20 protein-coding genes and 1 pseudogene are annotated in these 22,802 nt (G+C 37.0%); 5 read left to right on the top strand and 16 right to left on the bottom strand.

The genetic code is table 11. The annotated features are described in order from the left end of the window. Positions 1-14 precede the first annotated feature (14 nt). The 7 genes from DLJ74_RS03515 to DLJ74_RS03485 form a co-directional block, all read right to left on the bottom strand. Positions 15-398: a VOC family protein gene (locus tag DLJ74_RS03515; RefSeq protein ID WP_109983379.1), complete on the bottom strand. Its 384-nt coding sequence runs from the start codon at positions 396-398 to the stop codon at positions 15-17. Between the two features lie 36 nt (positions 399-434). Beyond that, positions 435-713, bottom strand: coding sequence for an ArsR/SmtB family transcription factor (locus tag DLJ74_RS03510; protein WP_054789369.1), 279 nt, complete (start codon positions 711-713; stop codon positions 435-437). Positions 714-986: 273 nt separating this feature from the next. Then, positions 987-2,015, bottom strand: a complete 1,029-nt coding sequence (locus DLJ74_RS03505) for an SDR family oxidoreductase (protein WP_109983378.1) — start codon at positions 2,013-2,015, stop codon at positions 987-989. Positions 2,016-2,138: 123 nt separating this feature from the next. Further along, positions 2,139-2,948: a DUF899 domain-containing protein gene (locus DLJ74_RS03500; RefSeq protein WP_109983377.1), complete on the bottom strand. Its 810-nt coding sequence runs from the start codon at positions 2,946-2,948 to the stop codon at positions 2,139-2,141. 77 nt (positions 2,949-3,025) lie between these two features. Next, positions 3,026-3,841 carry a polysaccharide deacetylase family protein gene (locus DLJ74_RS03495; protein WP_109983376.1) on the bottom strand — a complete coding sequence of 272 codons (816 nt, stop codon included), beginning with the start codon at positions 3,839-3,841 and terminating at the stop codon, positions 3,026-3,028. A 153-nt stretch (positions 3,842-3,994) separates the two neighbouring features. Then, positions 3,995-4,729 (bottom strand): N-acetylmuramoyl-L-alanine amidase family protein, encoded by a 735-nt coding sequence (locus tag DLJ74_RS03490; RefSeq protein WP_245902251.1) that lies wholly within the window; start codon positions 4,727-4,729, stop codon positions 3,995-3,997. A gap of 412 nt (positions 4,730-5,141) precedes the next feature. Then, a complete protein-coding gene (locus tag DLJ74_RS03485) occupies positions 5,142-5,981 on the bottom strand; it encodes a helix-turn-helix transcriptional regulator (RefSeq protein WP_109983375.1) in 840 nt (279 codons plus the stop codon). 234 nt (positions 5,982-6,215) lie between these two features. Here DLJ74_RS03485 and DLJ74_RS03480 point away from each other — a divergent pair, with 234 nt between their 5' ends. Next, a complete protein-coding gene (locus DLJ74_RS03480; RefSeq protein WP_109983374.1) occupies positions 6,216-7,022 on the top strand; it encodes an SDR family NAD(P)-dependent oxidoreductase in 807 nt (268 codons plus the stop codon). A gap of 255 nt (positions 7,023-7,277) precedes the next feature. Here the strand turns inward: DLJ74_RS03480 and DLJ74_RS03475 are convergent, their stop codons facing one another. From DLJ74_RS03475 to vanR, 5 genes are all read right to left on the bottom strand, one after another. Further along, positions 7,278-9,140 carry a sensor histidine kinase gene (locus tag DLJ74_RS03475; protein ID WP_109983373.1) on the bottom strand — a complete coding sequence of 621 codons (1,863 nt, stop codon included), beginning with the start codon at positions 9,138-9,140 and terminating at the stop codon, positions 7,278-7,280. After that, on the bottom strand, positions 9,137-9,823 hold the full coding sequence (locus DLJ74_RS03470; protein WP_109983372.1) for a response regulator transcription factor: 687 nt from the start codon (positions 9,821-9,823) through the stop codon (positions 9,137-9,139). Before DLJ74_RS03470 ends, DLJ74_RS03475 begins: the two co-directional genes overlap by 4 nt. A gap of 161 nt (positions 9,824-9,984) precedes the next feature. Next, positions 9,985-10,872 carry a CPBP family intramembrane glutamic endopeptidase gene (locus DLJ74_RS03465; RefSeq protein ID WP_109983371.1) on the bottom strand — a complete coding sequence of 296 codons (888 nt, stop codon included), beginning with the start codon at positions 10,870-10,872 and terminating at the stop codon, positions 9,985-9,987. A 660-nt stretch (positions 10,873-11,532) separates the two neighbouring features. Further along, the gene (locus tag DLJ74_RS03460) at positions 11,533-12,267 is read right to left on the bottom strand and encodes a sensor histidine kinase (protein WP_425454561.1); all 735 of its coding nucleotides are present in this window, start codon (positions 12,265-12,267) and stop codon (positions 11,533-11,535) included. A 361-nt stretch (positions 12,268-12,628) separates the two neighbouring features. Then, positions 12,629-13,336 carry a VanR-ABDEGLN family response regulator transcription factor gene (gene vanR / locus DLJ74_RS03455; RefSeq protein ID WP_109983370.1) on the bottom strand — a complete coding sequence of 236 codons (708 nt, stop codon included), beginning with the start codon at positions 13,334-13,336 and terminating at the stop codon, positions 12,629-12,631. A 507-nt stretch (positions 13,337-13,843) separates the two neighbouring features. Between vanR and DLJ74_RS03450 the strand changes: the two genes are divergently transcribed. Then, complete coding sequence (locus tag DLJ74_RS03450; RefSeq protein WP_109983369.1) at positions 13,844-14,755, top strand: D-alanyl-D-alanine carboxypeptidase family protein; 912 nt, start codon at positions 13,844-13,846, stop codon at positions 14,753-14,755. A 190-nt stretch (positions 14,756-14,945) separates the two neighbouring features. On the opposite strand, the gene DLJ74_RS03445 is transcribed toward DLJ74_RS03450, so the two are convergent. Next, positions 14,946-15,971: a DUF2332 domain-containing protein gene (locus tag DLJ74_RS03445; protein ID WP_109983368.1), complete on the bottom strand. Its 1,026-nt coding sequence runs from the start codon at positions 15,969-15,971 to the stop codon at positions 14,946-14,948. Positions 15,972-16,073: 102 nt separating this feature from the next. On the opposite strand from DLJ74_RS03445, the pseudogene DLJ74_RS20615 reads away from it, so the two are divergent. Then, positions 16,074-16,307 (top strand): annotated as a pseudogene (locus tag DLJ74_RS20615) (Tn3 family transposase); the annotation flags it as partial. A gap of 301 nt (positions 16,308-16,608) precedes the next feature. Here DLJ74_RS20615 and DLJ74_RS03440 read toward each other — a convergent pair. The 3 genes from DLJ74_RS03440 to DLJ74_RS03430 form a co-directional block, all read right to left on the bottom strand. Beyond that, positions 16,609-17,463, bottom strand: coding sequence for a GNAT family N-acetyltransferase (locus DLJ74_RS03440; protein ID WP_181397421.1), 855 nt, complete (start codon positions 17,461-17,463; stop codon positions 16,609-16,611). Positions 17,464-17,962: 499 nt separating this feature from the next. After that, on the bottom strand, positions 17,963-19,120 hold the full coding sequence (locus tag DLJ74_RS03435) for a hypothetical protein (RefSeq protein ID WP_109983366.1): 1,158 nt from the start codon (positions 19,118-19,120) through the stop codon (positions 17,963-17,965). A gap of 173 nt (positions 19,121-19,293) precedes the next feature. After that, complete coding sequence (locus DLJ74_RS03430; RefSeq protein WP_181397420.1) at positions 19,294-19,542, bottom strand: hypothetical protein; 249 nt, start codon at positions 19,540-19,542, stop codon at positions 19,294-19,296. A 394-nt stretch (positions 19,543-19,936) separates the two neighbouring features. Here DLJ74_RS03430 and bla point away from each other — a divergent pair, with 394 nt between their 5' ends. Both bla and DLJ74_RS03420 read left to right on the top strand, forming a co-directional pair. Next, positions 19,937-20,866 (top strand): class A beta-lactamase, encoded by a 930-nt coding sequence (bla, locus tag DLJ74_RS03425; RefSeq protein ID WP_109983364.1) that lies wholly within the window; start codon positions 19,937-19,939, stop codon positions 20,864-20,866. 146 nt (positions 20,867-21,012) lie between these two features. After that, positions 21,013-22,785, top strand: a complete 1,773-nt coding sequence (locus DLJ74_RS03420; RefSeq protein WP_109983363.1) for a BlaR1 family beta-lactam sensor/signal transducer — start codon at positions 21,013-21,015, stop codon at positions 22,783-22,785. Positions 22,786-22,802: the final 17 nt, after the last annotated feature.

The raw sequence follows: 22,802 nt of genomic DNA, 5'->3' as shown, positions 1-22,802 counted from the left end.
GCGCTTATCTTAAGTTACTTCTGTATTAGTTGAATAAGATTGCCACAGGTATCATCCAATACAGCTATGATCATCTCACCCATTTTGGTTGGTTCCATAGTAAACTTAACGTCTATTTCCTTTAAACGCTCATACTCTTTGTAAATATCTGCAACACCAAACATGGTTGCAGGGATGCCGTCCTCAAATATCCTCTTTTGATACTCTTTTGCTGCAGGGTGATCATTAGGCTCGAGTAAAACCTCTGGACCGTTTTGATCATCTGGAGACACTACCGTCATCCACCTATATTCTCCGGCAGGCTCGTCTTCTTTTTTTACAAATCCTAATTTTTCCGTATAAAACGCCAATGCCTTGTACTGATCATTTACGAATAAACTTGTTACAATGATTTTCATCCTATTGTTACCTCCTATAAAATTAGATCGTTGGGATTAATCTATCCATCCTTTAAGCAAATATTTAAGTGGTTCGTTGTTGAATAGAAGTACTCGATATTTCCCCTTTCTTTTTGATTTTATGAGTCCAGCACCTTCCAATACAGATAGGTGTTTAGCTATCGCCTGTCGTGAAATGGAAAGGTCGTGCTTCATAATGAGACGTGCGGTAAGTTCATACAACGTAAGTTCGTTTCGTTCAGATAGTTCGTCTAATATAAGACGTCGGGTCGAATCACCAAGTGCTTTGAATATAGCGTCCTTATTCCCTTTCATAAAACGATTATATGCAACCATGTAGTTGTTTGTAAAGTAACAAAACTGAAAAGTTGCCTATAATTCGAATCTAAAGACGAAGAGTAAGCAATGATGATATTAAGCGTGAAACGCAAGGTCAAGAGGAATTGTCAGGTGTTTACAAGAGGTTTCGGAAAGGTTGGTGGGATAACGAATAACGTAACAAAATAACCCTTCTTATGCGTAACAGCAATGAAGGGTTATTTCGTTTATATAGCCTTAACATCTTACAGTTATATTTTCATTTTTCTCTTAATGAAGCCAAGCCTCTAGTAGCTCCTGCTCCTTTTCTAGAGATATTCCCCCTTTCTGTACAGTATACTTACTTTCCTTTATCCATTGATACACATCATGAATGGTTTCTTCAAGAGGTCGGAAGGAAAGACCTGCATTAACCGCTTTTTCTATATTGATCAGAAAAGTACCTTTCCACGGTTCTTTCTCGCCCTCTAACGGAAAGTGTTCAGGAGCCCATAAAGGCATTTCCGTCCATGGTTGAACTTGACGGTCTAATAAAAACGATTCATCTGCCCAGATAAATTCGGTCTCGTTGTTTGTAACCATTTTACAGCTATTCAATAGCTCTTTTATAGTCAACTCATTCCTCGGGCCAGTGACATTAAACGTACCTGCTTTTCTGTTTTCCGCCATATCGAACACCCATGTGGCTAAATCTTTTACGTCTATCAATTGCACCGGTCGATCTGAACGCCCTGGCACTAATACTCGACCCCCACGCGCTACACGCTGAATCCAGTAGGGAAGACGATCCGTATAGTCATACGGCCCAACTAGTAAGCCTGCTCTTATTTGCAAAACACGTCCTGGCCATTGCTTCTCTGCTTCTTTTTCACAAAGTACCTTCAGCGCACCGTAGTACTCGTAAGGAGAGATTTTGCCATTCTCAATTTCTTTCATTTTATCAGTGGTCGGCATTTTGGATGTTAAAGGGTACGCTTCTGTAATATGGGGTGGGATCCAGTCTTTATAAGCTGAGATGCTCGAAATATAGGTATAGTGCTTGATGGAATCTCCAAGTACAGAAGCGATGTTTTTAATTTGATGAGGGGCAAATCCGCATGTGTCCATGACAATATCCCATTTCCGCTTCTTAAGAACGGATACATCACTGTCTCTATTACCGATTAACTGCTCGACCTCAGGAAACGCTTCTTTATGGTTTCCACGATTAAATAAGGTAATTTCATGCCCTCTTTTTAATGCTTCCTCGACTAATGCTTTACCTAAAAAACGAGTACCCCCTAATATAAGAATCTTCATAGCTCTCCTCCATTCCTGTTAAACTACTATTCATCTTATAAAACGTTTTTTCTTCGTGAATAGTTACGGGGAGTAGGGAAAAATTTTTAAGAGAGATTGCTTTTGGTTGTTGAACTATACAGTTTAAAGATTGTCCTTTTTCGAATGGCAACAAGAATTCGTCTCAACAGTGTGTTCATATTCATCATGTCGTCGTAACCATGTCTTGCCATTGCCGTCACTACGTCCTGGTGGCAGCTCCCAGTCCTCCTGTCTACCTAACGCTGTCAGGTCAAGGTAGTTGAACATGCCAATCAGTATATCTGTCCCACGGGCGTAGGTCGTATAGGTGTGGAAAATTCTATCGCCATCGCGTAGAAAGGAACTAACTCCCGGCACTTCCATTGACTGCCCTGAATCCACAGGTACCCCTTGCTGAACAAGCTCGTTCTTGTCCAGATAGTTATATTCTATTGGAGCTACGGATTCATCCAGTGTCACGTGAAAATCATAGTTAAAGTTGCTATCATAGGATGAGTACCAAGGGATGTTCCAGCCCATGCGTTCCTTGTAGCGTTGCAGCTTGGGAAGTGGGGCACGGGAGATGAGTGCTAGTGATGTGTTACGTGCATAAAGGTGGGCGAGATGACCGATGTTGTCGGCAGCCAACGAGCAAGCCGGACAGCCCGCTTCCCACTCAGGATCGAACATGAAGTGATGCACGATAAGCTGAGGGCGTCCTTCAAATAGATCAAGCAAACGGGCCTTACCATTTGGCCCATCCAAGACATAGTCCTTATCCAACTCTATCATTGGGAGGCGACGACGTTCAGCACTTAGTGCATCACGCGCCTTCGTGAATTCCTTCTCTTTAGCGAGCAATTCCTTACGCGCCTCCAGCCATTCGTCACGTGATACGATATTTGGTAGCTGCAGATGATTTTGCGTTTTCATCTTATCTACTCCCTTCTTGTTTTATTCACCATACCACAAATGACGGTTTTAGACTTCTTTTCGATTGCTTATTTTTCTCACTTTTGTGTAGATAGTCGGTGACAACGTTGATAACAATTAAAGTTATATGGTTGTATATCTTCTTCGATTTTTCTAGCCTGAAATCCATGTTCTGATAGATAGGTTAATAGAATAGACAAATGGTCGGCTGTATTTTGTTTATCATGCATCAGAATTATAGGTGTTACTCCCGCTTTATCTAACTTTTCTATTTGTCCAATCACCGAATCTACATATTCTTCATCAGATAAAGACCAATCACTGCTGTCTACATTCCAATCCCACACTTTAAATCCATTGCTGTCTAAAACCTTCCGAAATGATTCCGTTAAATACGGAACACTACCATATGGTGTTCGAATCAGATTGGACTGGACCCCAGTTATTTGTTGAAGTGTCTTCTGAGCAGTAGTCATTTCTTCCAGGGCAGCTTGTTCTGATTGATAAAAATGGTAGATGTCATGGGTCACGCCATGTAACCCGACAGCATGACCTTCCTCTACGATTTGTTCAACGACTTCTGGTGATTCCTTCATGGAAGGTTCTAGCATGAAAAAGGTCGCCGTAGCATGAAATTGGTGTAAAGCAGCTAAAATCTCAGATGTTGCAGCAGTAGGGCCGTCATCAAAGGTTAAGTAGACAGTCCTTTTAGTATTTTCTTGTGAATGGTTAGATTTTAAGGATGTTTGGTTATCAGTTTCTGATTTTTTGTTAGGAGTTGTAATCGCAGAATTATTTGTCCTTGATTCCCTTTGATCACCATCAAAATCACTTTGACAGGCATAAAGAATAACCAAACAGGCAAGGAAAATAAATAGTATAGGCTTTTTCATGGTAAGACCTCGATTCTCTTTGTTTTTTTGCTTGTTGAAAGATTAATATAATGAACGAAAGAAGCGATAAATCTGAAATGGAATTAAACTAAAAATGAAAAAGTAAAAGCCATCCTTTTTGTGGGATGGCCTATCAGAAAACTTTAGATATTGCTAAGAAATCCATTCCAAAATGCCTTGTTCTTCTGATTTTTCTCTATATTCTTTAATCCCTTTAACTATGGAAGTGGCAACACGTGATTGAAATTCGTCAGTCCACATTTTGGATTCTTCCTGAGGATTCGTCATATAGCCTACTTCTATTAAAGCAGCTGGCATATTCGTATCTTTTACAACAAATAGTTCTTCCTTTTTAATTCCTCTATCTCTAAATTCAGTGGCTTCCACTACATGCTTCTGTATGATTTGAGCCAATTGGCGGGAATGTTTATGATAATAAAACGTTTCTGTTCCCGAGACAGTGGAATCGGAAAAAGTGTTACCATGAATAGATAGAAATACATCCGCATCTTGCTTGTTGGCATATTTCGGTCTGTCTCGACTTTCTTGTGAAAGAAAACTATCATCGGTTCTTGTCATTAAAACTTCTATTTGTGGCTCGTCCTCCAACAGCTTTTGCACCTTTTTGGACAAGCTTAAAGTGAAATTCTTTTCATACTGGCCACTAGCACCTGTTGCCCCGTTATCCTTACCACCATGTCCAGGGTCAATGACAACCTTAAAAGCGGTATCACTACTTTTAGTGTTTTCCTTGTCCTTGTTAGGAGTAGCACTATCCTTGTGTTGATTGTCAGGATTGCTCGCGCAGGCTGATACGATTAGCAGTGGAAAAAGAACCAATAGGATAAGCCATATTTTTGTTTTTCTATTAATTTGTCGTAACATCATCGTAAATCTTTCCTCTCTTTTTTGTTCTATTTAAAAATTAATAGAGAGAGGTGAAGATTAGGTGCAGATCATAACAATATCAAATAAAAATTTTGAAATAGGCAAGATCTGTGAGCGTTTGTCCGTTCTCAGGATATATGTTATTTAGGGAATTTGCGGAATAGCAATTATAAGAGTTTTGCTAATAGTAATATGGGATACGGATAAACGTGGTGGAAATACAAAGAAACATCGGGATTGTTCCCGATGCTTCTTTGTAAATTTATAATATGGAGAAAAGAAATTAAAGGATAATGAATTGGTTAGATACAAGGGAAAAAACTAGAAAGATACTTTTTAGATGAGGTTATCACTTCTCGTCTTTTTAGGGTGGTACTTCTGTAATAGAATGAAATTGTCCGCAACTCGCTCCCTATGTCCTTAGTAGACATGACAATCTCTCCTCGGTGCCTGACCCATGTACTGGAACGTAGAAACACCAGTGCAGGTTTGGGTCGTTATCGACAACAGAAGCAGAGTGAACGACAAACTCCATCTCCTGCCCGTCCGGAAGACGAAATAAAGCAGTTGCGACCCGTTTTTGCTTGATTTCATAAAATTCAAAGAAATGAACAAACTCCTTACTTTTTTGCCTCAACCGTTCAATTCGTTCCATATATAATGGTTTATCTTTAAAATGGTGTAAGTTTGCCCGCAACATCGCAGTGCTGTATCTGGCGTATTCTTCCCAATTGACCAATCTTTGGCGGTATTCCGAATTACAAAACATAATGTTCATCATATACCGTTCGCTTTCTGGCAGGCTACCGAAATCAGCTATAATCAGTTCAGCCGCCTTATTCCAAGCGATTACATCCGTACCCTCGCCTGTCACGAAAGAAGGATAATGTAATTGATCGACGGTTGTTTGCAAAAAATCGGTGTCGGGTTTTCTACTATCTACTTCAACACCTGCACTTGCTGGATCTACATTGGCTAGATCAAACAGATGCTTCTGTTCGTCATCATCTAACATCAACGCGTTGCTAATATTCAGCAACACTTCTGGTGAAGGATTTACCCCCCTGCCTTGCTCTAGCCAAGAATAATAAGTCACACTTAAATTAGCGAGATATGAGACCTCTTCTCTTCGAAGCCCTGGGGTGCATCTTCGACCTTGAAGTGGTTTTATCCCTACATCAGCAGGCTGTAAACGTTCTCTACGTGATTTAATGAATTCACCCAAGGTGGATGAGAAACGATTGGTTGTCATACATGTCACCTCCAATTTATGAGAAGTATAGACATCGCAATGAAACATATGAATCTAAAACACTTTGTTAAAAATTATTATAATCTCTTTTGAAGTTTATTACCACAAAAGCGAGGATAATGGGGTGGAAGCTATTAGTCTTATTAATAGTATAAACATGATGTGGCTGTCAACCTCTAATGTTGATACGATAAAGATAATCCGTGACTTAGAAGGTAGTAGGAGGTTTTTATCTTGAAAAAGTATGAATATAGAAATAAGTTAGCTGTAATCACTGGCGCTTCATCCGGAATTGGGAAGGTATATGCACAACAACTAGCGTCACGAGGTTGTCATGTAGTACTAGTAGCACGATCCAAGGATAAACTGGAAGCAATCGCTAGAGAAATCAACCGCCAATACGGCGTGCAAGCTTATGCGTTGACCTACGATTTGTCTGAAGCGGACGCCCCGCGTTTACTGGCTGATCAAATTTCCGAACTTGGATTGTCGGTTGATATTCTCATCAATAATGCAGGATTTGGAACTTACGGGCGTTTCGAGGAAATAAACCCAGAGCGCGAGCAGGAAGAAATTATGCTGAATACGGCTGCCCTAGTAGACCTTGTACATCGTTTTCTGCCCAATATGTTGGAGCGTAAGGATGGAGTAATCGTTAACGTGGCTTCGATGGCGGCATTTATGCCTGTTGCTTATTCGGCTGTTTATGGAGCTACCAAAGCCTTTGTATTATCCTTCTCTGAGGCTCTTTGGGCGGAAGTACGTGAACGAGGAATACGAGTACTCGCACTGTGCCCTGGTGCAACAGATACGGGTTTTTTCGATGTAGTTGGAAGCAAAGACTTGGCTGCTGGGTCAAAGCTCTCGACCCCGGAAAAGGTTGTACAGGTTGGATTTCGCGGAATTGATCAAGGACGCAATTATAGTGTCGATGGACGAATGAATTACTTTATGGCTCAAATGCTCCGATTGTTTAGTAGGCGTAGGGTAGCCCTGATTATGGAAAGAATGGTAACACCGAAAAACATTAATAATGGGTAAGTGTATGTGTGTTTTTACAATACTTTTCCATTCAAAAATAATTACAACGGGCGCTTAAAATAGCTATTAAATCAAGCATTGGTGATTATTAAGGTGTGAAAGCACCATCATTCATTCAAATAAAGGATCGCATTATAACACGTGTATATGTAAAATTGGCTGGTTTATATTCATTCAATGCCGAACTCGAACCAGCCAATTAGCTGCATAAGAAAAACGCTCACTTTGTGGGGGCATCACTCGGCCAAGCTCTTTTCACTCTTTTTTATCTAAATAGAAGAAAAACATCACACCATCTTCTGTATTGGATACACCGTACTCTGCACCATGTAGCTCTAAAATGTTCTTTGAAATAGCAAGCCCTAATCCTGTTCCACCCTGCGCACGATTGCGAGACGTATCTCCACGATAAAAACGATCCCATATTTTATCTAACTGCTCCTGTGCGATAGGAGCCCCGTTATTTTCTACACATACTTTTACGCGCCCATTGTCTTCGATCGTCGAAATAAAAATATGTTGATTATCTGGGGTGTGACGAATGGCATTGGTAATAAAGTTCGTTAAAACTTGCTCTATTCGATTTTGATTGGCAAATACATTATTATTGGAACGGTGTTGATGGACATGTAATTGTTTGTTCTCAATCTCTAAAGCTAATTGCTCACAAATATATGCAATGCTCTCGTCAATAGGAAAGACATCCATTTCCATTTTATACGTACCAGATTCGAATTTTGCTAATTCAAGCATATCTACGATGAGCAAATCCATTTTATCGACTTCTTTTTTCAATGCATGAAAATAATAATCTTTTTTATCACTGGCGACACCGTCTTCGATAATGGAGATACAGCTCTTCATAATGCTTAAAGGTGTCTTTAATTCATGGGAGACTCCGGAAATAAATTCTTTTCGTATGCTTTCGAGTTGTTTTTCTTTCTCTATATCCTGTTGCAATTGATCAATGTAAGAATGCAGCTTAGTAGAAAGTGTATTAATATTATTGGATAGTGTCCCAATCTCATCCTTAGATCGAATCGGTATGCTCTCTGAAAAATCTAAGCTTGCTATCTTGTTTGTCGTATCATTTATTTGTAACAATGGTTTGGCTATTTTTTTGGAATAATAAAAGGATGCTAGGACAATAAGAAGTAGCACAAATAGAACGAGGTAAAGATAATAATCCTCCAGCATTTGAACAGCTTCATCAACCGGCTGTAATGACGTCATCGCAAAAATATAACTAGTGTCGCCAGTCGTATCGGTGATAGGTCTGATAAAGAGCTTGTATTGAATATTATTTTCCTCATAATCCATTGTTTGAGCATGGCTAATGTCAATTTTATCTAATAGTAATTTAACTTGAAATTGTTTTATTTTTTCTATAAACAGACGATTGGTATAAATAGTGGAGCCAACTGGTAATTGTAAATCCGTAATTCGTCCTTTTAAAAATATCTGTGAGCTTTCTACTGGAGAAGGTTCTGTTTCCGGTTTTTGGTCCAATAACTCTTCTGCTGGTAATTGTGATTTTTTAATGTTTCTCGTTGAGCTCTCTTCTGGAACAAGTTCTATTTCCGTTCTTTGACCATATAACTCCTCGGACAGAAGCCTATTCTCCAATACAACATTTCTGTTCTTTCCTGTTAAGATCGCAGGAACGACGGTATTATCTATGATTATTCCATCAATGAAAATATCCTCTACTTGTTCTAAATTGAATTTTAACCTGTCTAGCTCTTCTAAATCAATAAAGCTATACAATGGGACGTGGATGGTACGATTAGAGAAATTCTCATATTCGGAGGAATCTAAATCTATTTCTACAGAGAAGTCGTTGGCGTATTTAATATTCCCCACACTATCTAATGTGGTAATCCATGTCGTATGCTCTTGTTGAAAACCCTGCTCTAGCTGTTTGATTGCTTGGACGTCTCCTTCAGCCTTTAAGTACTCTTTCTCAAAAGATTCAATACTCGTATTTATTTCCTCTACCTTTTGGCTAGCATAGTATTGCTTAAAGAATATCGTTTGTCCAATATACATAATGACCAAAATCAGCATACATAATAATGTTGTCAGCATAAATAGTTTTAATACAATTCCTATCCTCATGCTGTGCCCTCAAATTTGTAACCAGCTCGAATAACCGTTACAATACTATTTGCTTTATGACCTAATTTATGACGTAAATTACGAATATGACTGTTGATGGTGCGATCATCCCCCGCAAATTCGTATCCCCAAATCTTCATGATTAGTTGCTCTCTCGTTATAATAACCCCCTGGTTTTGCATTAAATAGGCTAATATTTCAAACTCTGTGTATGTCAAGCTTATCTGTTCCTCGTTTACTGTCACGGTACGTGTGGGGAAATGAACATGAATACCATTAATCATTAAATGGTCTTCACTTGGTAACTTACCATCCTGAGCATATCGACTTTGGATTAATCGCTTTACTCTTGCTAATAAAATGGGCGGGCTGTATGGCTTTGTCACATAATCATCTGCTCCTAACTCAAATCCAAGTAACGTATCATCTTCATCCGAACGAGCTGTCAACATAATAATAGGCACATTAGATGTTTTGCGAACTCGTTTGCAGACAGACCATCCATCCAACTCTGGTAGCATAATATCCAGGATGATTAAATGTATTTCCTTTTCTTCAAATATCGCCAAAGCCTCGTTTCCATCTACTGCTTCTAATACGTTATATCCTTCATCCATTAAGTAATCTTTCACGATTTCCCGTAAAATGTCTTCATCTTCTACAATTAATATATTTTTTTGCATTTTTCACCCTCACAATGCCGAATAGGTTAGAGTTAATGATAGCTTATCATAACGATGTAAAGATGAGGTGAAGATTTTCGTGATAAACCCTCTATTATATGTTGACAATATATTTTATCCAAAAACAAAAGAAATATAGATTATTGGCAGGGCTCCTAAATTTAACGGAATAAAATCTCCATGAGTTGCAGTGGGTGTGCATTCATGAATCCATGGACAATAATCAATACCCACACTCTGCGGAAACGAGCCCACAGGTAACCAAGGAATAGACCTATGACACCATGGTTCACCATGACCGTAGCTATATCCACATCCCAATGACCAGAGCTGTGTACTGCAATATGCCAGCTCGCCCATAAGAGCGATGTAGCAAGAATCGCCGGCCAAGTACCTAGTAATAATTCTAAGCGTGTTTGCAACCATAATCTATAAAAAAGCTCTTCCAGTACACTATTAATCAGAAACCCTATGAGTAAAGCGGAGATTAAAATTGTTGGATCCACTTCTGTTGAATCAAATGGGGTGGAGAATACAGAAAAGAAGTGGAAATAACCCCATATTAGGATGACTGTAAGCGGTGTAAGCCAATACCATCTACTTTTAATGGGTTTTACAGTTTTAGGGTGCTCTTTCCTGTGGTTGCCTCGATCAAACAAAAAAAGGATGAATGGAATGAACAATAAAAGGAATATTTTAGATATCATATATAACCATTGGAACGCCATACCTTCCAAGCTTGTGATGAGAAGACTAATCGTGAAGAGGGAGCCACTCAAGAATAAGACAACACCTTGAAGCTTGATGTGCCTTTGTTCAGACGATTGAAGGGGGAGATAATTTTTATGATGAAACGGTAAGAAATGAATAAGGAGTATACCAATAATAGCAGGTATCCACCTGTTCCAAAAAGGCATCGTTCCTTCATGATCCCCACTGTAACGAATGTTAGTCTCTCCAATTCCTATAAGCCAAAGTGAGGAGAGCAAAATGACTAAAATGCTTATTCCGCCAATTAGCTTCCCCGCTTTTGGATAATAACTTATCATAATTAACCAACCTCTCCTCCATTGATTGCAAATCAATCATTTTGGCTCCTGTTGCTACCTTTTAACTATCAGTATTAAGCAATGATTTTTGATAAGATAATTTACTTGCGTTCTCGAATTCGTAAGTATGTAATATGACTCTGGATACCTTTATAGAGTTACGTTTCACTTTACCTAAAGTTTCACGAATTATATTACTTCACATACTGGTCTGTTTTTTCCAGAGAAAGCAACATTTCCTTTATGGTTATGACTCAGTGAAAGATTATTAAATAATAGCTCCCGTTATGTAGTGAATGTAATTAGCCATTAGTCTAACAAAAATATTAATGAAGGGTGCTGATAAAGATGGTATACACAGCAACTTATTTTTTCGTAGATACTATTTAAATTGATGGTTGGAACACAGGTAGAGGTATTATATTAAAAGATAATGCAACTGTTCGAGATTACCTTAACAGCGATTTGGATTATGGTCCTGACTTCTTCAAGTTCAGAGCATAGCAATTATCGTTTAGATACTGAAAATCGGGCATTCGTTTACAAATAGAAAAACACTTTCTAGCTTGTTAGGTATATCATACCAAGCTAGAAAGTGTTCTTCTTACGTATTTTATAAAAGGAAACAAATGATTTTCTCTTTACTTTCTTACAAAATTCTTACGAAAGGGTTGGAAGATAAATGATAAATACAACTTTGTCATCTGAGCTCGAAACAGAAATGGTTCCCTGATGGAGTTCCACAATTTCCTTTGCAATAGCAAGTCCTAGGCCAGCACCGCCTGTATTGGTGCCCCGTGAGGAATCTAAGCGGTAAAATTGCTCAAAAATACGGTTTACTTTTTCTTCGGGGATGGTATATCCTTCATTTTCGAACCGAATGCTAATGCCCTTGCTTTCCTCTTTAATTTCAATTGTGATAGTACTATCAGGGAAACTATAGCTGACTGCATTTCGGATAATATTATCAAACACACGCTCCATTTTACCTACATCACATTTTATATCAAGCTTGTCAGGAGAGATGAGCTGAAATGCTAGTTTTTTTTCATTAAGCAGTGGTTGAAACTCAAAGGTTAATTGCTCAAACATTCTAATGACATTCACTTGACTTAGCTCAAGCGTTAATTTGCTTAAGTTAAAACGTGTGATTTCAAAAAATTCATTAATTAAATCTTCTAAACGAATTGCTTTATCTAATGAAATGGACGTGTATTTTTGGCGTAGCTCGTTTGAGATCTCCTGTTCATCATTAAGCAGAGTTAAATAGCCAATAACTGAGGTAAGTGGTGTTTTTAAATCATGGGCAAGATAGACGATTAAGTCATTTTTCCTTTGCTCTGCTTCCTTTGCTAACCTATCATTCTTAATCGAGCTTTGTTTAATTTGATTCATTTGCTCCTCCACCTGTTTAAGTTCTCGCGGTAATCTAATGAGATCCTCATTCGAGGAAGCTAATTCATTACTTGCTTCTATAATGGTATCAAAATAATAAATAATTCTTTTCCAACTGATTAACACAATGATGATAAACCCGACAATCCAACACAAAGAAAGAAACAAAATAGGATGCTCATTAATCGGACTAAGCAGAAAATCGTATACAAAATTGTCAGCATACCAGGTGAACATGGATAGCACGAATTCTACAAATAAAAAAGTTAACACTAAGCCGACTGTGAACAAAACCACCATTAAAAAGAATTTATAAATGATGGCTCTTTTTAAGTCTTTTCCTGAATAGCTTGAATTTTGATTATTCAATGGTGTAGCCAACTCCCCACACTGTTTTAATATATTTTGGATTTCTAGCCTTCTCGTTCATTTTTTCTCGTAAACGGCCAATATGGGCCATCACCGTGTTATTGTTATCTAAGTAATTTTCTCCCCAAACGGCTTCGAATAGTTCTTCAGATGAAACGACCTTTCCTTTGTTTTCACATAAGTACCATAAGATAGAAAATTCAAGAGGTGTGAGGGGCAGTTCTTTGCCGTATAGGAAACATTTATGATTGACTTTGTTGATGTACAATCCTGCAAAATCATACATTTCTGGATTGGCCGACTCTATGTTTTCGTTTGCTTCTGTATGGTTATATCGCTTGTACCTTCTTAATTGAGCTTTTACCCGGGCGACCATTTCCAATGGGTTAAAAGGCTTCGTAATGTAATCATCTGCACCAAGAGTTAGGCCAGTAATTTTATCGATATCCTCTATTTTTGCGGTGAGCATGATAACAGGGTAATGATAGTTTTCTCTAATACGCTGACAGAGCGTAAAACCATCTATTTCTGGCAACATAATATCTAGTAAAGCTAAATCAAAAGCAGTAGTTTGGATACATTTTAATGCATCCCTTCCGTTAGAGTATCTTTGTACGCTAAAGCCTTCATTAGTAAGGTATACTTCAATTAAATTTGCAATTTCCGTTTCATCCTCTACAACCAAAACATTTGTTGGCATTCTCTCACCCTTCATTGTTCATTTTATATAAACTTTCATTGGTATATTCGAGACTGGACATGGAGTTCTAGCAGGTAGTATTACTGCCCATTTTCACTAACATGAGCAGGGGGGAATTCCCTTCCACAGCCTCGTACTATTAGCGAGTTCATCACCTATTGAAGTATTGCCAATTTCCTATAAAAACTTAACTAAGCAAGGTTCATGAGATTATACTAGCATTACCAATTAATTATAGTCAACAACCTGATAAACTAATAATTTCCTTTGACTAAATACGTGATTAACTGCCCTTTCCTGTGGCATTGCCAAGTACTTCGTAAGAATTTCGTAAGAATTTATTAATAAAATCTTATAGGTTCCTTGAAGAAAAACAAAAGAACAAAACTCTTTGTTTTAGTACGATTGAAGTATACAAGCAATGATTTTTTAATTGAAAATAGTAGGAAAATAAATTATTTGTTATAAATAATTAAGTGAATTAAGTTAGTGAAAGGAAGAGCCGATATGAGAAGGTTTTTAGCGATTGTAAAAATATTATTGATCATTACTGTTGTAGTGTTCGTGATATTTAGAATGGGGGATAAAGCGAACCTAAATGTAAAGAAGGACTTCCCCTTTTTTAGTACAGAAGAATACGCCAGTCAATATATTTATGTGTTTGATAGAGAAACAGGAGACGTGATTTATGAAAAGAATCCGCAATCTAAGACATATCCTGCATCGCTCACAAAGATCATGACAACGATGGTAGCACTTGAGCATATTGACGACTTATCTACAATTGCTCCTATAGATACAGAAACACAAAGTGAAATGTTTGCAAACAATGCTTCGATGGCGGGTTTTAATGCTGGGGAATCAGTAACATATCGAGACCTGTTATATGGCACGATGTTACCCTCTGGTGCCGAAGCAGCTAACTCTCTAGCTATTCATGTGGCAGGAAGTGTGGAAGGTTTTGTTCAAATGATGAATGACAAAGCTGTTGAACTAGGATTGAATAGCACACATTTTACTAATCCAGAAGGTCTCCATAATAAAGATCAGTATACGACAGCTTCTGACATGGGCAAGCTTTTAGATTATGCATTAAATAATGAACATTTTAAAGCGATTTTTACGAAAGAGACATTTCTAACAACGTCAACTACACACCATCCTGATGGAATTCTGTTAAAATCCACTGTTCTTACGTCCCTTAATAAAGATGAGCAAAATGGCTTTGAAATTATTGGTGGAAAGTCAGGTACAATGGATGAAGCTGGACAATGCTGGGCAACACTTGGGTTGGTAGATGGCCGTGAATATATAAGTATCGTCATGGGAGCTCCTTTAGAAGACATTAGTCATCCAGATAATAAGCAAATAGCGGATACGCTGAAGCTGTATACAAAAATTAAGTCTAATGAGTTATGAATATATTTACGTGCAAGTTTAATAGGGCTTGATTATCATGACATGAATGGAACGGTGTATTGGAAAAAGCGTTTTTACAACGATAAGGAAATACCAATATTAAAAAGCCAAACTTCTCCGTAAATTTACGGAAGGTTGGGCTTTTTCGTTATTCATTAAAGCTCACGATTGCTGCTGAGTTAGGATTTTTCTATTCAATATTCCACTCGAACCATCTTCCGTGACCATCGGTTGAACCAATAGTTTGATTGTATTCGACACCATCAATAAAATAATCAAGATGAAGGTTTCTATCCCACATATTGTTATATAGATGGAAAACGTCCCTTTTGCTTCCAATTGTTTTAATCTTATTTAGAAGATCATACTTTAAATCCTCTGGTATTTGATTGGCTACGTGAGTATGGAAGATACAAATTGCAGTGTTCTTAGGCAGTGTTTCTACAATATCTGTTAAGAGGGTTACTCCATCTCCTTCAAGAAGTTCAACGGGATTTTCATTAAAATACTTGGCTGAATCTTCAAAAAGTTCCAACCTCTCTTTATGTTCAGGCCAAATAAGAGATTTCAACCATAAATAATCTTCTGAGTTGCTTAAATCACTTATATGTAAGTCTATTCCTAGCTTTGATACAACTGGAGGGCTCTCTTTGAACAATGGAAGAGTATTATCCCCTTTTACTTCAGAAGTTATATGAACATTTGAAAGTTTATTTCCGTAAACTTTATTGTTTCCATATGAATAATTGTACTGGTCCCATAAAAGCTGAAGGCCAGCACTCGTTCCAATTTCAATTAAAGATAATGGTTTTTTTATTTTATTATAAACATAGCAAAAGGTAGGATACAGGTAAGTACAACGCCTTACTTCGTTAGTCTGTACTAACTTAATTTTAAGTAGTGAAATAATTTCATCTCTATAAATCTGACAAAAATCCTTGAAATGTACAAAAGCTCCTTCTATTTCCTTCGGATTAGGAACAATGCTTGGATAGTATTCCTTTAATAAATGATCTTTGCCCTTCAACAATAGGTAATGAACAGCACCTAAAAGCATATTTGGTACTGGCTGCCCAACTCTAGCAAAAGAGCATATTTCAAGTATTTCATCATCCTCAGCTATTTTTCTAGACAAAACTTCATATAACTGACTTGAACCTTTGCATTCAATATTAGCGAAATTCGTAAATCGCAAAGATAATTGTGATTTATCCATAAAATCTCCCCCTTTATTAGCTTATTTTACCATATCCTTTTTTCTTGGTGGTTTGGCTAAACTGCATACGTTTGCATAATACCAATTATGTTAAAAATCATGCGCTTGCAAAAAGCCAGTGCTTTAAACATAGTTATCAACGCCATTAGTGTCTGGAATACTCTACATCTGACAAAAGCAGTTGAATACCAAAAAGGTTTAGGTAATTTAAATGAAGATTTGTAGTATCATATGTCTCCTTTAGGCTGAGAGCATATCAATTTACTAGGAGAGTACCGATTTAATTCTGAAAAAATAGTTGCGTTAGATTCTCTAAGACCACTAAAACTGTCTTAACGTTGTTAAAATTGGAGTAATCATCCTCGTCTTTAAATTGGTCTTAGCGTTGTAAATCCGCATTTTCCTGACAGTACCCCATATTGTAGCTTTAAAGTTTGATTAAAAATAGCCCACAGAACCCCATTTTAGGCAAAATAAAAAGAATCCTTCTTGAAAAAATATTGATCAAAATGGATTCTTTTCCTATGAATTAATAAACATTTTTATAAAAATGTTTGATCATTTTCTACCTATGTTCCTCCGTAAAAGCGCCCGATAATTGAAGATCCGCTCTAAAATTGAATAGTTTTTTGACAAATCATTCATCTTTATCAAGACCTAGATGAACAGAATCTGCAATCCTTTCATAGCCAATCTCCCTATAGATCTTATTCGATGTCGGATTCATCATATCTGTATACAGTACGCAAAAGTCGAAGTCTCTGAGAAGTTCCCTTGAAACCGCCGTAACAAGCGTCCTAGCATATCCTTTTTTGCGCTCTTCCTTTGGCGTAAAAACCAAAGAAACAGTTACACCGTTCTTTGTCGGACGTGACTTCTTCATCATAGATACAATCTTTCCTTTATCCTCCCAAAGAAAAACCTCTTGTTCCTTTAGAAACAATGCTACACGTTTTTTCACGTGTTCGATTGGAGAAATCGGCATTCCAGTATCACTTTCGAATAAATTGAACCACTTTTCGATAAGTGAAGAATCACTTTCTTCTGCATATCGCCAAGTACCGGGGCTATGTTCAAGCTTTTCATTTACCTTATTTAGTCGATACAATCCCTGATCCATAAGTAGTTGATGAGTCATACCGGTTTTAATTTCCCACTTCTTCGCGACTTTGTATGCCCACGGTTTCAAACTGATGACCGAACGAAAGTTTATTTCAAGTTCGACCATATTTTTTATGAATAGATCCATTATTTCTTCCAAACGGTTTTCATCGACAAAGATAAAATTTAATGGATGAGGGGGTGTCATTTGGAAAAGAGCTAGTACTTTTCCATCCTCTTCAATTGTAGCCATAAATGGGTCCTCATATTTACCGACTTTAATCGCTTGCAGTACACCAAAAAAAAGACTGAATACATCTTCCTTTTCCAATAAAATCGGCTCTATCTTTCTTGCAAAATCATGAGCATTATCATAAACTTTAAAATTCATTTTCAATACCCCATTCCTAATCAGATAAAATCAAAGGCACTGATTTAGAAGCACTTTTTTCTTCTGCAATCTGGATCGATTCTGGAATAATTCATCACATTAATTGTATCAAACATATTTAAAAAATATCGAACTTTATTTAAAATGATCAATCTTTATTATAAATTATCAAACTTTATTTCAAAGCTACAAATATGTGTTCGATATGCTTTATGTATTGAATTTAGGGCTATCTAGCAACATGTAAAATCAAAATTGATCTCTTTTTTTAACATCTAATATGGGTACCCGTCAAAAAAATGAGCTCAATGTTGTAAATCCGCATTTCCCGATGGGTATCTCTTTATGAAAGAGTTAGCTGGATGATTTACAGCATTATTCAAACTCATTGCACCTGAGAGCCTTCTAGCAACAATAGATAGATAAATATATTAGAAAAATTAATACAAATATACCTACCCTAAAACATGACAAAAAAAGACTAGGTAAAGCCTAGTCTTTATATTGCATTTCTATAGTATTTTGCTTGTATTTTTTCCTTATATTTATTAAATATAAAAGTATAAATTTTCTCTTTTATTATATAAAATTTCAAAAAACTTTCATTTTCTTGGAACAAAGTCACTGTTGGTATTAATACAGTGATCACAAACAAAAATATATTTGCCCATGTATTATTAATAAAATTAAAATTTAATAACGTTATAAAACCAACAATAATTACAACTAAACCATAATATATAATAGAAGCCCATTTTTTAGCGAAATTTGAAGCAAGTTCTGTAGCTCTATCCTCTTCTGATTCATTTTTCATTGCTAACTCGTTCTCTCTCTTTTTCATTTCCAATCGAATTTTTTCTAATTCCTCATTTTTCCGTTGGATCTCGACATCTCTTTCTTTAGCAATTCTGTCTTTTTCAGCTTGTTCCTGTCGTTCTTTCTCAGCCAATATCTCAGAAATTGTGCCAACAGTAATCACATCTGGATCACCTTTTGATATATCCATCAGCATTTCTTGAGCAGATGCAGTATATCTTAGAAAATATATATCATCCTCTTTATATTGACTTTCATGAAGTTTAATTACTTCAATGAATTTCGCCCACACAGATTCTGGAGGTCTTGTTGCTGCAAAGGTCTCTGCGATTAATCTTTTTCTTGGTAGATCAGGTACATCAGAAGGGTTTTTTAACCACATAATATTAGTAAGTATTGAATCATGTAAAACTGGTGGAATTATTCTTGAAGTCTCTTCAGTGTAAAAATGTTTTTTCACATTATAACTAAGTAAATAATTATTTGTAATAAATATAGCTCTACATCTTTTTATTTCTTTAAATTTCTCTCCCTTTCTTAAACGCTCTATTGCTGAGATCGAGTTGACATCTTTTTCGATTGCAGTATCTCTATGATATTTAATATTATTTTTTAAACAATCATATAAGTCTTTATGTGATATTACAGAAGAGTGGTCATCATAATCAACTGATCCTTTCACTCTAATGGGTATCCTAGAAAGATCTTCTTCCAAACTACAAATAATACGATTTATAGCAACGTCATCCATTTTGTTATCTAAAAAATATTGAATAGTGCCATGTGGATCTGGAACATTCTTAGTTAGGTTATTTATGCAGTATTGTAAGGTACCTTCCATCTCTTCTATATTATTCCTAAAACCCTTAAAATAGAATTATTAGCTTTTAGCATATCTATAAGTTCAAGGCATGGCTGTTGCCTCGCTTTCCCTGAATAACCAAGGGCATAAATTAAAAATGGAGAGTCAAAATACACTTCTGTTCCCTTAAACTTCATCTTCATTCGTGACAATCATCTATTCTGTGTTTGAAAATCTTTTTTGGTTGTAATTAAAACATTAGCACCAGGATAAAGCCGCATAAATTCTTTAGCCCACTGATCTACTGTATGATTTATAGGCTTTTTAACAGCTCCAATTTGTTTCAGTTTCATTCCAGCAGCAATCATTGCAGCTGTTTTTCTAGCTCCTACTTCTAATAATCCTGTTCCTGTTGTCATAATTCTAGCCACTACATTTTTCTGGTGCTCTCGCAATGCCATTTCTTCATTCATTTCTGGAAATGTCAGATTCTGGCCATTGTATGTCCGAGGACGGATAGATTCTCATACGTTCTGTATTCAACAGTTTTTCTTCACTGATGCCGGAAATTGTTTCTACCCATCGACTGATTCACCAAAAGGAATTTTTCTTGTTCCTTGGTGATAGCTATGATTAGCTCGTTCACATAAGTTTTGAACAAGTTCATATGGCACATCACTCTCCATTTTCAGAGAAAAATACTTCAAGATTGTTTTGACTTGACATTTTATAGACTACAATTGTAATATTGTACTACAGTTGTAATCCATAGAGTAATAAGGTATAAAATGCTTATGGTTGGTGACTGAAGAAACAAATAAGAGAGATTCAATCTAATAGAGAGAAGGTATCAATATGAGAAAAACTAGCCCACACAAAATCGGCATGCTTCTTTTTATCATGTCCATCACATTGCTTTTACTAACAATACTAACCGCATGCGTAAATGCAGATAATAAGACCGATGCATCATCCAACAAAGAAAATGCATCAAAAGAAACGATCAGTAAGGATGAAAAGTTTGCACAGCTTGAAAATGAATTTAATGTCCAGCTAGGTGTCTATGCAATGGATACAGGGACGAATCAAACAGTCGAATACCGACCAGAAGAACGTTTTGCTTATTCATCCACCTTCAAACCATTGGCTGCAGCAATCTTGCTTGAGCAAAATAACATAGAAGATCTGGAAAAAATCGTTACGTATACCAAAGATGATTTGGTTACTTATTCTCCGGTTACTGAGAAACATGTAGATACCGGAATGACGCTATTGGAAATCAGTGAAGCGGCCATTCGAAAAAGTGACAACACTGCGGGGAATCTCCTACTTGAGGCTCTTGGGGGTCCAGATAAATTTGAGCAAGCCTTACGTGACATTGGTGATGACATTACCCAGCCCGAACGATACGAAACAGAATTGAATGAATTCATACCGGGGAATAATCGTGATACAAGCACACCGAGAGCTATGGCCACCAATCTGAAGAAGGTCACCCTTGATGACTTTCTTTCAGATGATAAGCGTGAATTACTTATTGACTGGATGAAAGGAAATGCAACAGGAGATGCACTAATACGTGCAGGCGCACCAGAAGGATGGATAGTTGGTGACAAAAGTGGTGCAGGAAGCTACGGAACAAGAAATGACGTTGCCATTGTATGGCCACCGAACAGAGAACCAATCGTCATGGCAATTATGTCTCGGCACGATACAGAAAATGCGGAATATGATGATGCGCTGATTGCAAAGGCTGCCGAAATCACACTGAACGCTTTAAAATAAGAAATTCGGGATAACACAGGTCCGTTAGGGAGAGACTGTGTTATCCTTCTTTGTTATAGTATTTCTTTCCATGGCGATAAAATGGACTCAAGTGGTAAAATGGAAGAGCTTTGAGTAAATAACTTCGTGGTTAAGGAGATGAAGAAATGTCTGTCCTCCATCTGGCTGTTAGCTTGTCCATATCTTCTATCATGGTCATTGTTATCATGCTGATCCGAAAGATTTTTAAGCATCAATTGTCATCCAAATGGAAATACAATCTCTGGTTCTTGTTACTGATTGCTTTACTATTACCTTATCTTCCTACAAAATTATTAAAATTCGGGGATAATTTCACGTGGAATGGGAACCGAAACAGTAATCCGTTACCATCCGTTACCAAAACCGAAAACGTTAGTTCATGGGAAAATAGTAACTGGATGCACGATTTTTCAATATCTGTTCACCGGGTTGATTTGACATGGATGAATCATGTTTTAACCATCATATGGATTCTAGGCATGCTTGTGCTTATTGCTTTTTCCTTTCACGCATGGATAAAACTGCGACAAATAAAAAGGTCCACAAGCCCAATAAACAATAACGAAGTGATTTCATTATTCGAAGAGTGCAAACAACGGATGAATGTATCACGGCAACTGCTGTTGGGGGAATCACCACTAGTCAAATCCCCAATGACGTTCGGGATATTTAAAACCTATATAATACTGCCGAGTCATGCTAAAGCATGGCTGTCCACGGATGAAATTAAATACATCTTGCTACATGAATTACATCACTATAAAAATAAAGACATCGCCACAAATTTCCTGATCGTCCTATTCCAGATTTTATACTGGTATAATCCATTGATTTGGATGGCGTTCAGGGAAATGCGATTGGACCGGGAAATCGCATGTGATCGTGCTGTCCTAAATACATTGGATCAAAATCAGCATGTAGCATACGGAAACACGATTATAATGTTTGCGGATAAATCCTCTCTTTCAAGGCAATTCGCAATGGTTAACCAGCTCACTAGTTCAAAAAAGCAATTAAAAAAACGGATCGAGCGTATTGCTGCTTTTACAATGGAAACAAAGCTGTTACAACTGAAAAGTATTCTGATTTTTATACTTCTTGCCGGATTTGTCGTGAGTCAGATACCGATTGTCTCTGCAATGACTTATGATGATGACCGGATTGATTTTGACAATAATAATACAGTATATGAGGATTTAAGTGCATTTTTCAATGGATATGAAGGAAGCTTTATACTGTACGATTTGCAAGAGAAGCAATACAATATCTATAATAAAGATAAAAGCACATTACGGATTTCCCCCAATTCTACGTACAAAATTTACAGTGCATTATTTGCTTTAGAGTCTGAGGTCATCACACGAAACGACAACACCTTAAAGTGGAATGGGGAATCTTATCCTTATCAAGTCTGGAACCAGAGTCAAAATTTATTTACTGCACTTGAAAATTCCGTAAGCTGGTACTTCCAGCAGCTGGATGAAAAGGTGCAAATAAAAAACATTGAATCTTACCTTGATAAAATACAGTATGGTAATCAAAATCTGTCGGGTGGAATTGAAGACTATTGGCTCGAATCTTCCTTAAAAATTTCACCGATTGAACAGGTGCAGACACTTAGAGACTTTTATACAAATAAATTTGGGTTTGATGGTAAGAACATTCAATTCATAAAAGATGCCATCAAACTGGAGACGAAAGCCAATGCAACCCTCTATGGCAAAACTGGCACAGGCACGGTTAACGGGAAAAATGTGAATGGCTGGTTCATAGGATATGTAGAAATGGAAAACAATACGTACATTTTTGCAACTAATATCGAAAGCGGCCATCATGCCAGTGGCAGTAAAGCTGCTGAAATTACGAAAACCATTTTGCGCGATAAGGGCATCTATTAAAAGGTAAAGGTAGGGAA

The organism is Gracilibacillus dipsosauri, assembly GCF_003176895.1.
GTDB classification, from domain to species: domain Bacteria; phylum Bacillota; class Bacilli; order Bacillales; family Amphibacillaceae; genus Gracilibacillus; species Gracilibacillus dipsosauri.
Note: the sequence above shows the minus strand (reverse complement) of the source record. Positions and strands in the feature narration are given on the sequence as shown.

Coding starts and splice junctions, on each gene's coding strand:
- DLJ74_RS03515 (WP_109983379.1), bottom strand. CDS start 398: ATGAAAATCATTGTAACAAGTTTATTCGTAAATGATCAGTACAAGGCA.
- DLJ74_RS03510 (WP_054789369.1), bottom strand. CDS start 713: ATGAAAGGGAATAAGGACGCTATATTCAAAGCACTTGGTGATTCGACC.
- DLJ74_RS03505 (WP_109983378.1), bottom strand. CDS start 2,015: ATGAAGATTCTTATATTAGGGGGTACTCGTTTTTTAGGTAAAGCATTA.
- DLJ74_RS03500 (WP_109983377.1), bottom strand. CDS start 2,948: ATGAAAACGCAAAATCATCTGCAGCTACCAAATATCGTATCACGTGAC.
- DLJ74_RS03495 (WP_109983376.1), bottom strand. CDS start 3,841: ATGAAAAAGCCTATACTATTTATTTTCCTTGCCTGTTTGGTTATTCTT.
- DLJ74_RS03490 (WP_245902251.1), bottom strand. CDS start 4,729: ATGATGTTACGACAAATTAATAGAAAAACAAAAATATGGCTTATCCTA.
- DLJ74_RS03485 (WP_109983375.1), bottom strand. CDS start 5,981: ATGACAACCAATCGTTTCTCATCCACCTTGGGTGAATTCATTAAATCA.
- DLJ74_RS03475 (WP_109983373.1), bottom strand. CDS start 9,140: ATGAGGATAGGAATTGTATTAAAACTATTTATGCTGACAACATTATTA.
- DLJ74_RS03470 (WP_109983372.1), bottom strand. CDS start 9,823: ATGCAAAAAAATATATTAATTGTAGAAGATGAAGACATTTTACGGGAA.
- DLJ74_RS03465 (WP_109983371.1), bottom strand. CDS start 10,872: ATGATAAGTTATTATCCAAAAGCGGGGAAGCTAATTGGCGGAATAAGC.
- DLJ74_RS03460 (WP_425454561.1), bottom strand. CDS start 12,267: ATGAATCAAATTAAACAAAGCTCGATTAAGAATGATAGGTTAGCAAAG.
- vanR (WP_109983370.1), bottom strand. CDS start 13,336: ATGCCAACAAATGTTTTGGTTGTAGAGGATGAAACGGAAATTGCAAAT.
- DLJ74_RS03450 (WP_109983369.1), top strand. CDS start 13,844: ATGAGAAGGTTTTTAGCGATTGTAAAAATATTATTGATCATTACTGTT.
- DLJ74_RS03445 (WP_109983368.1), bottom strand. CDS start 15,971: ATGGATAAATCACAATTATCTTTGCGATTTACGAATTTCGCTAATATT.
- DLJ74_RS03440 (WP_181397421.1), bottom strand. CDS start 17,463: ATGAATTTTAAAGTTTATGATAATGCTCATGATTTTGCAAGAAAGATA.
- DLJ74_RS03435 (WP_109983366.1), bottom strand. CDS start 19,120: ATGGAAGGTACCTTACAATACTGCATAAATAACCTAACTAAGAATGTT.
- DLJ74_RS03430 (WP_181397420.1), bottom strand. CDS start 19,542: ATGGCATTGCGAGAGCACCAGAAAAATGTAGTGGCTAGAATTATGACA.
- bla (WP_109983364.1), top strand. CDS start 19,937: ATGAGAAAAACTAGCCCACACAAAATCGGCATGCTTCTTTTTATCATG.
- DLJ74_RS03420 (WP_109983363.1), top strand. CDS start 21,013: ATGTCTGTCCTCCATCTGGCTGTTAGCTTGTCCATATCTTCTATCATG.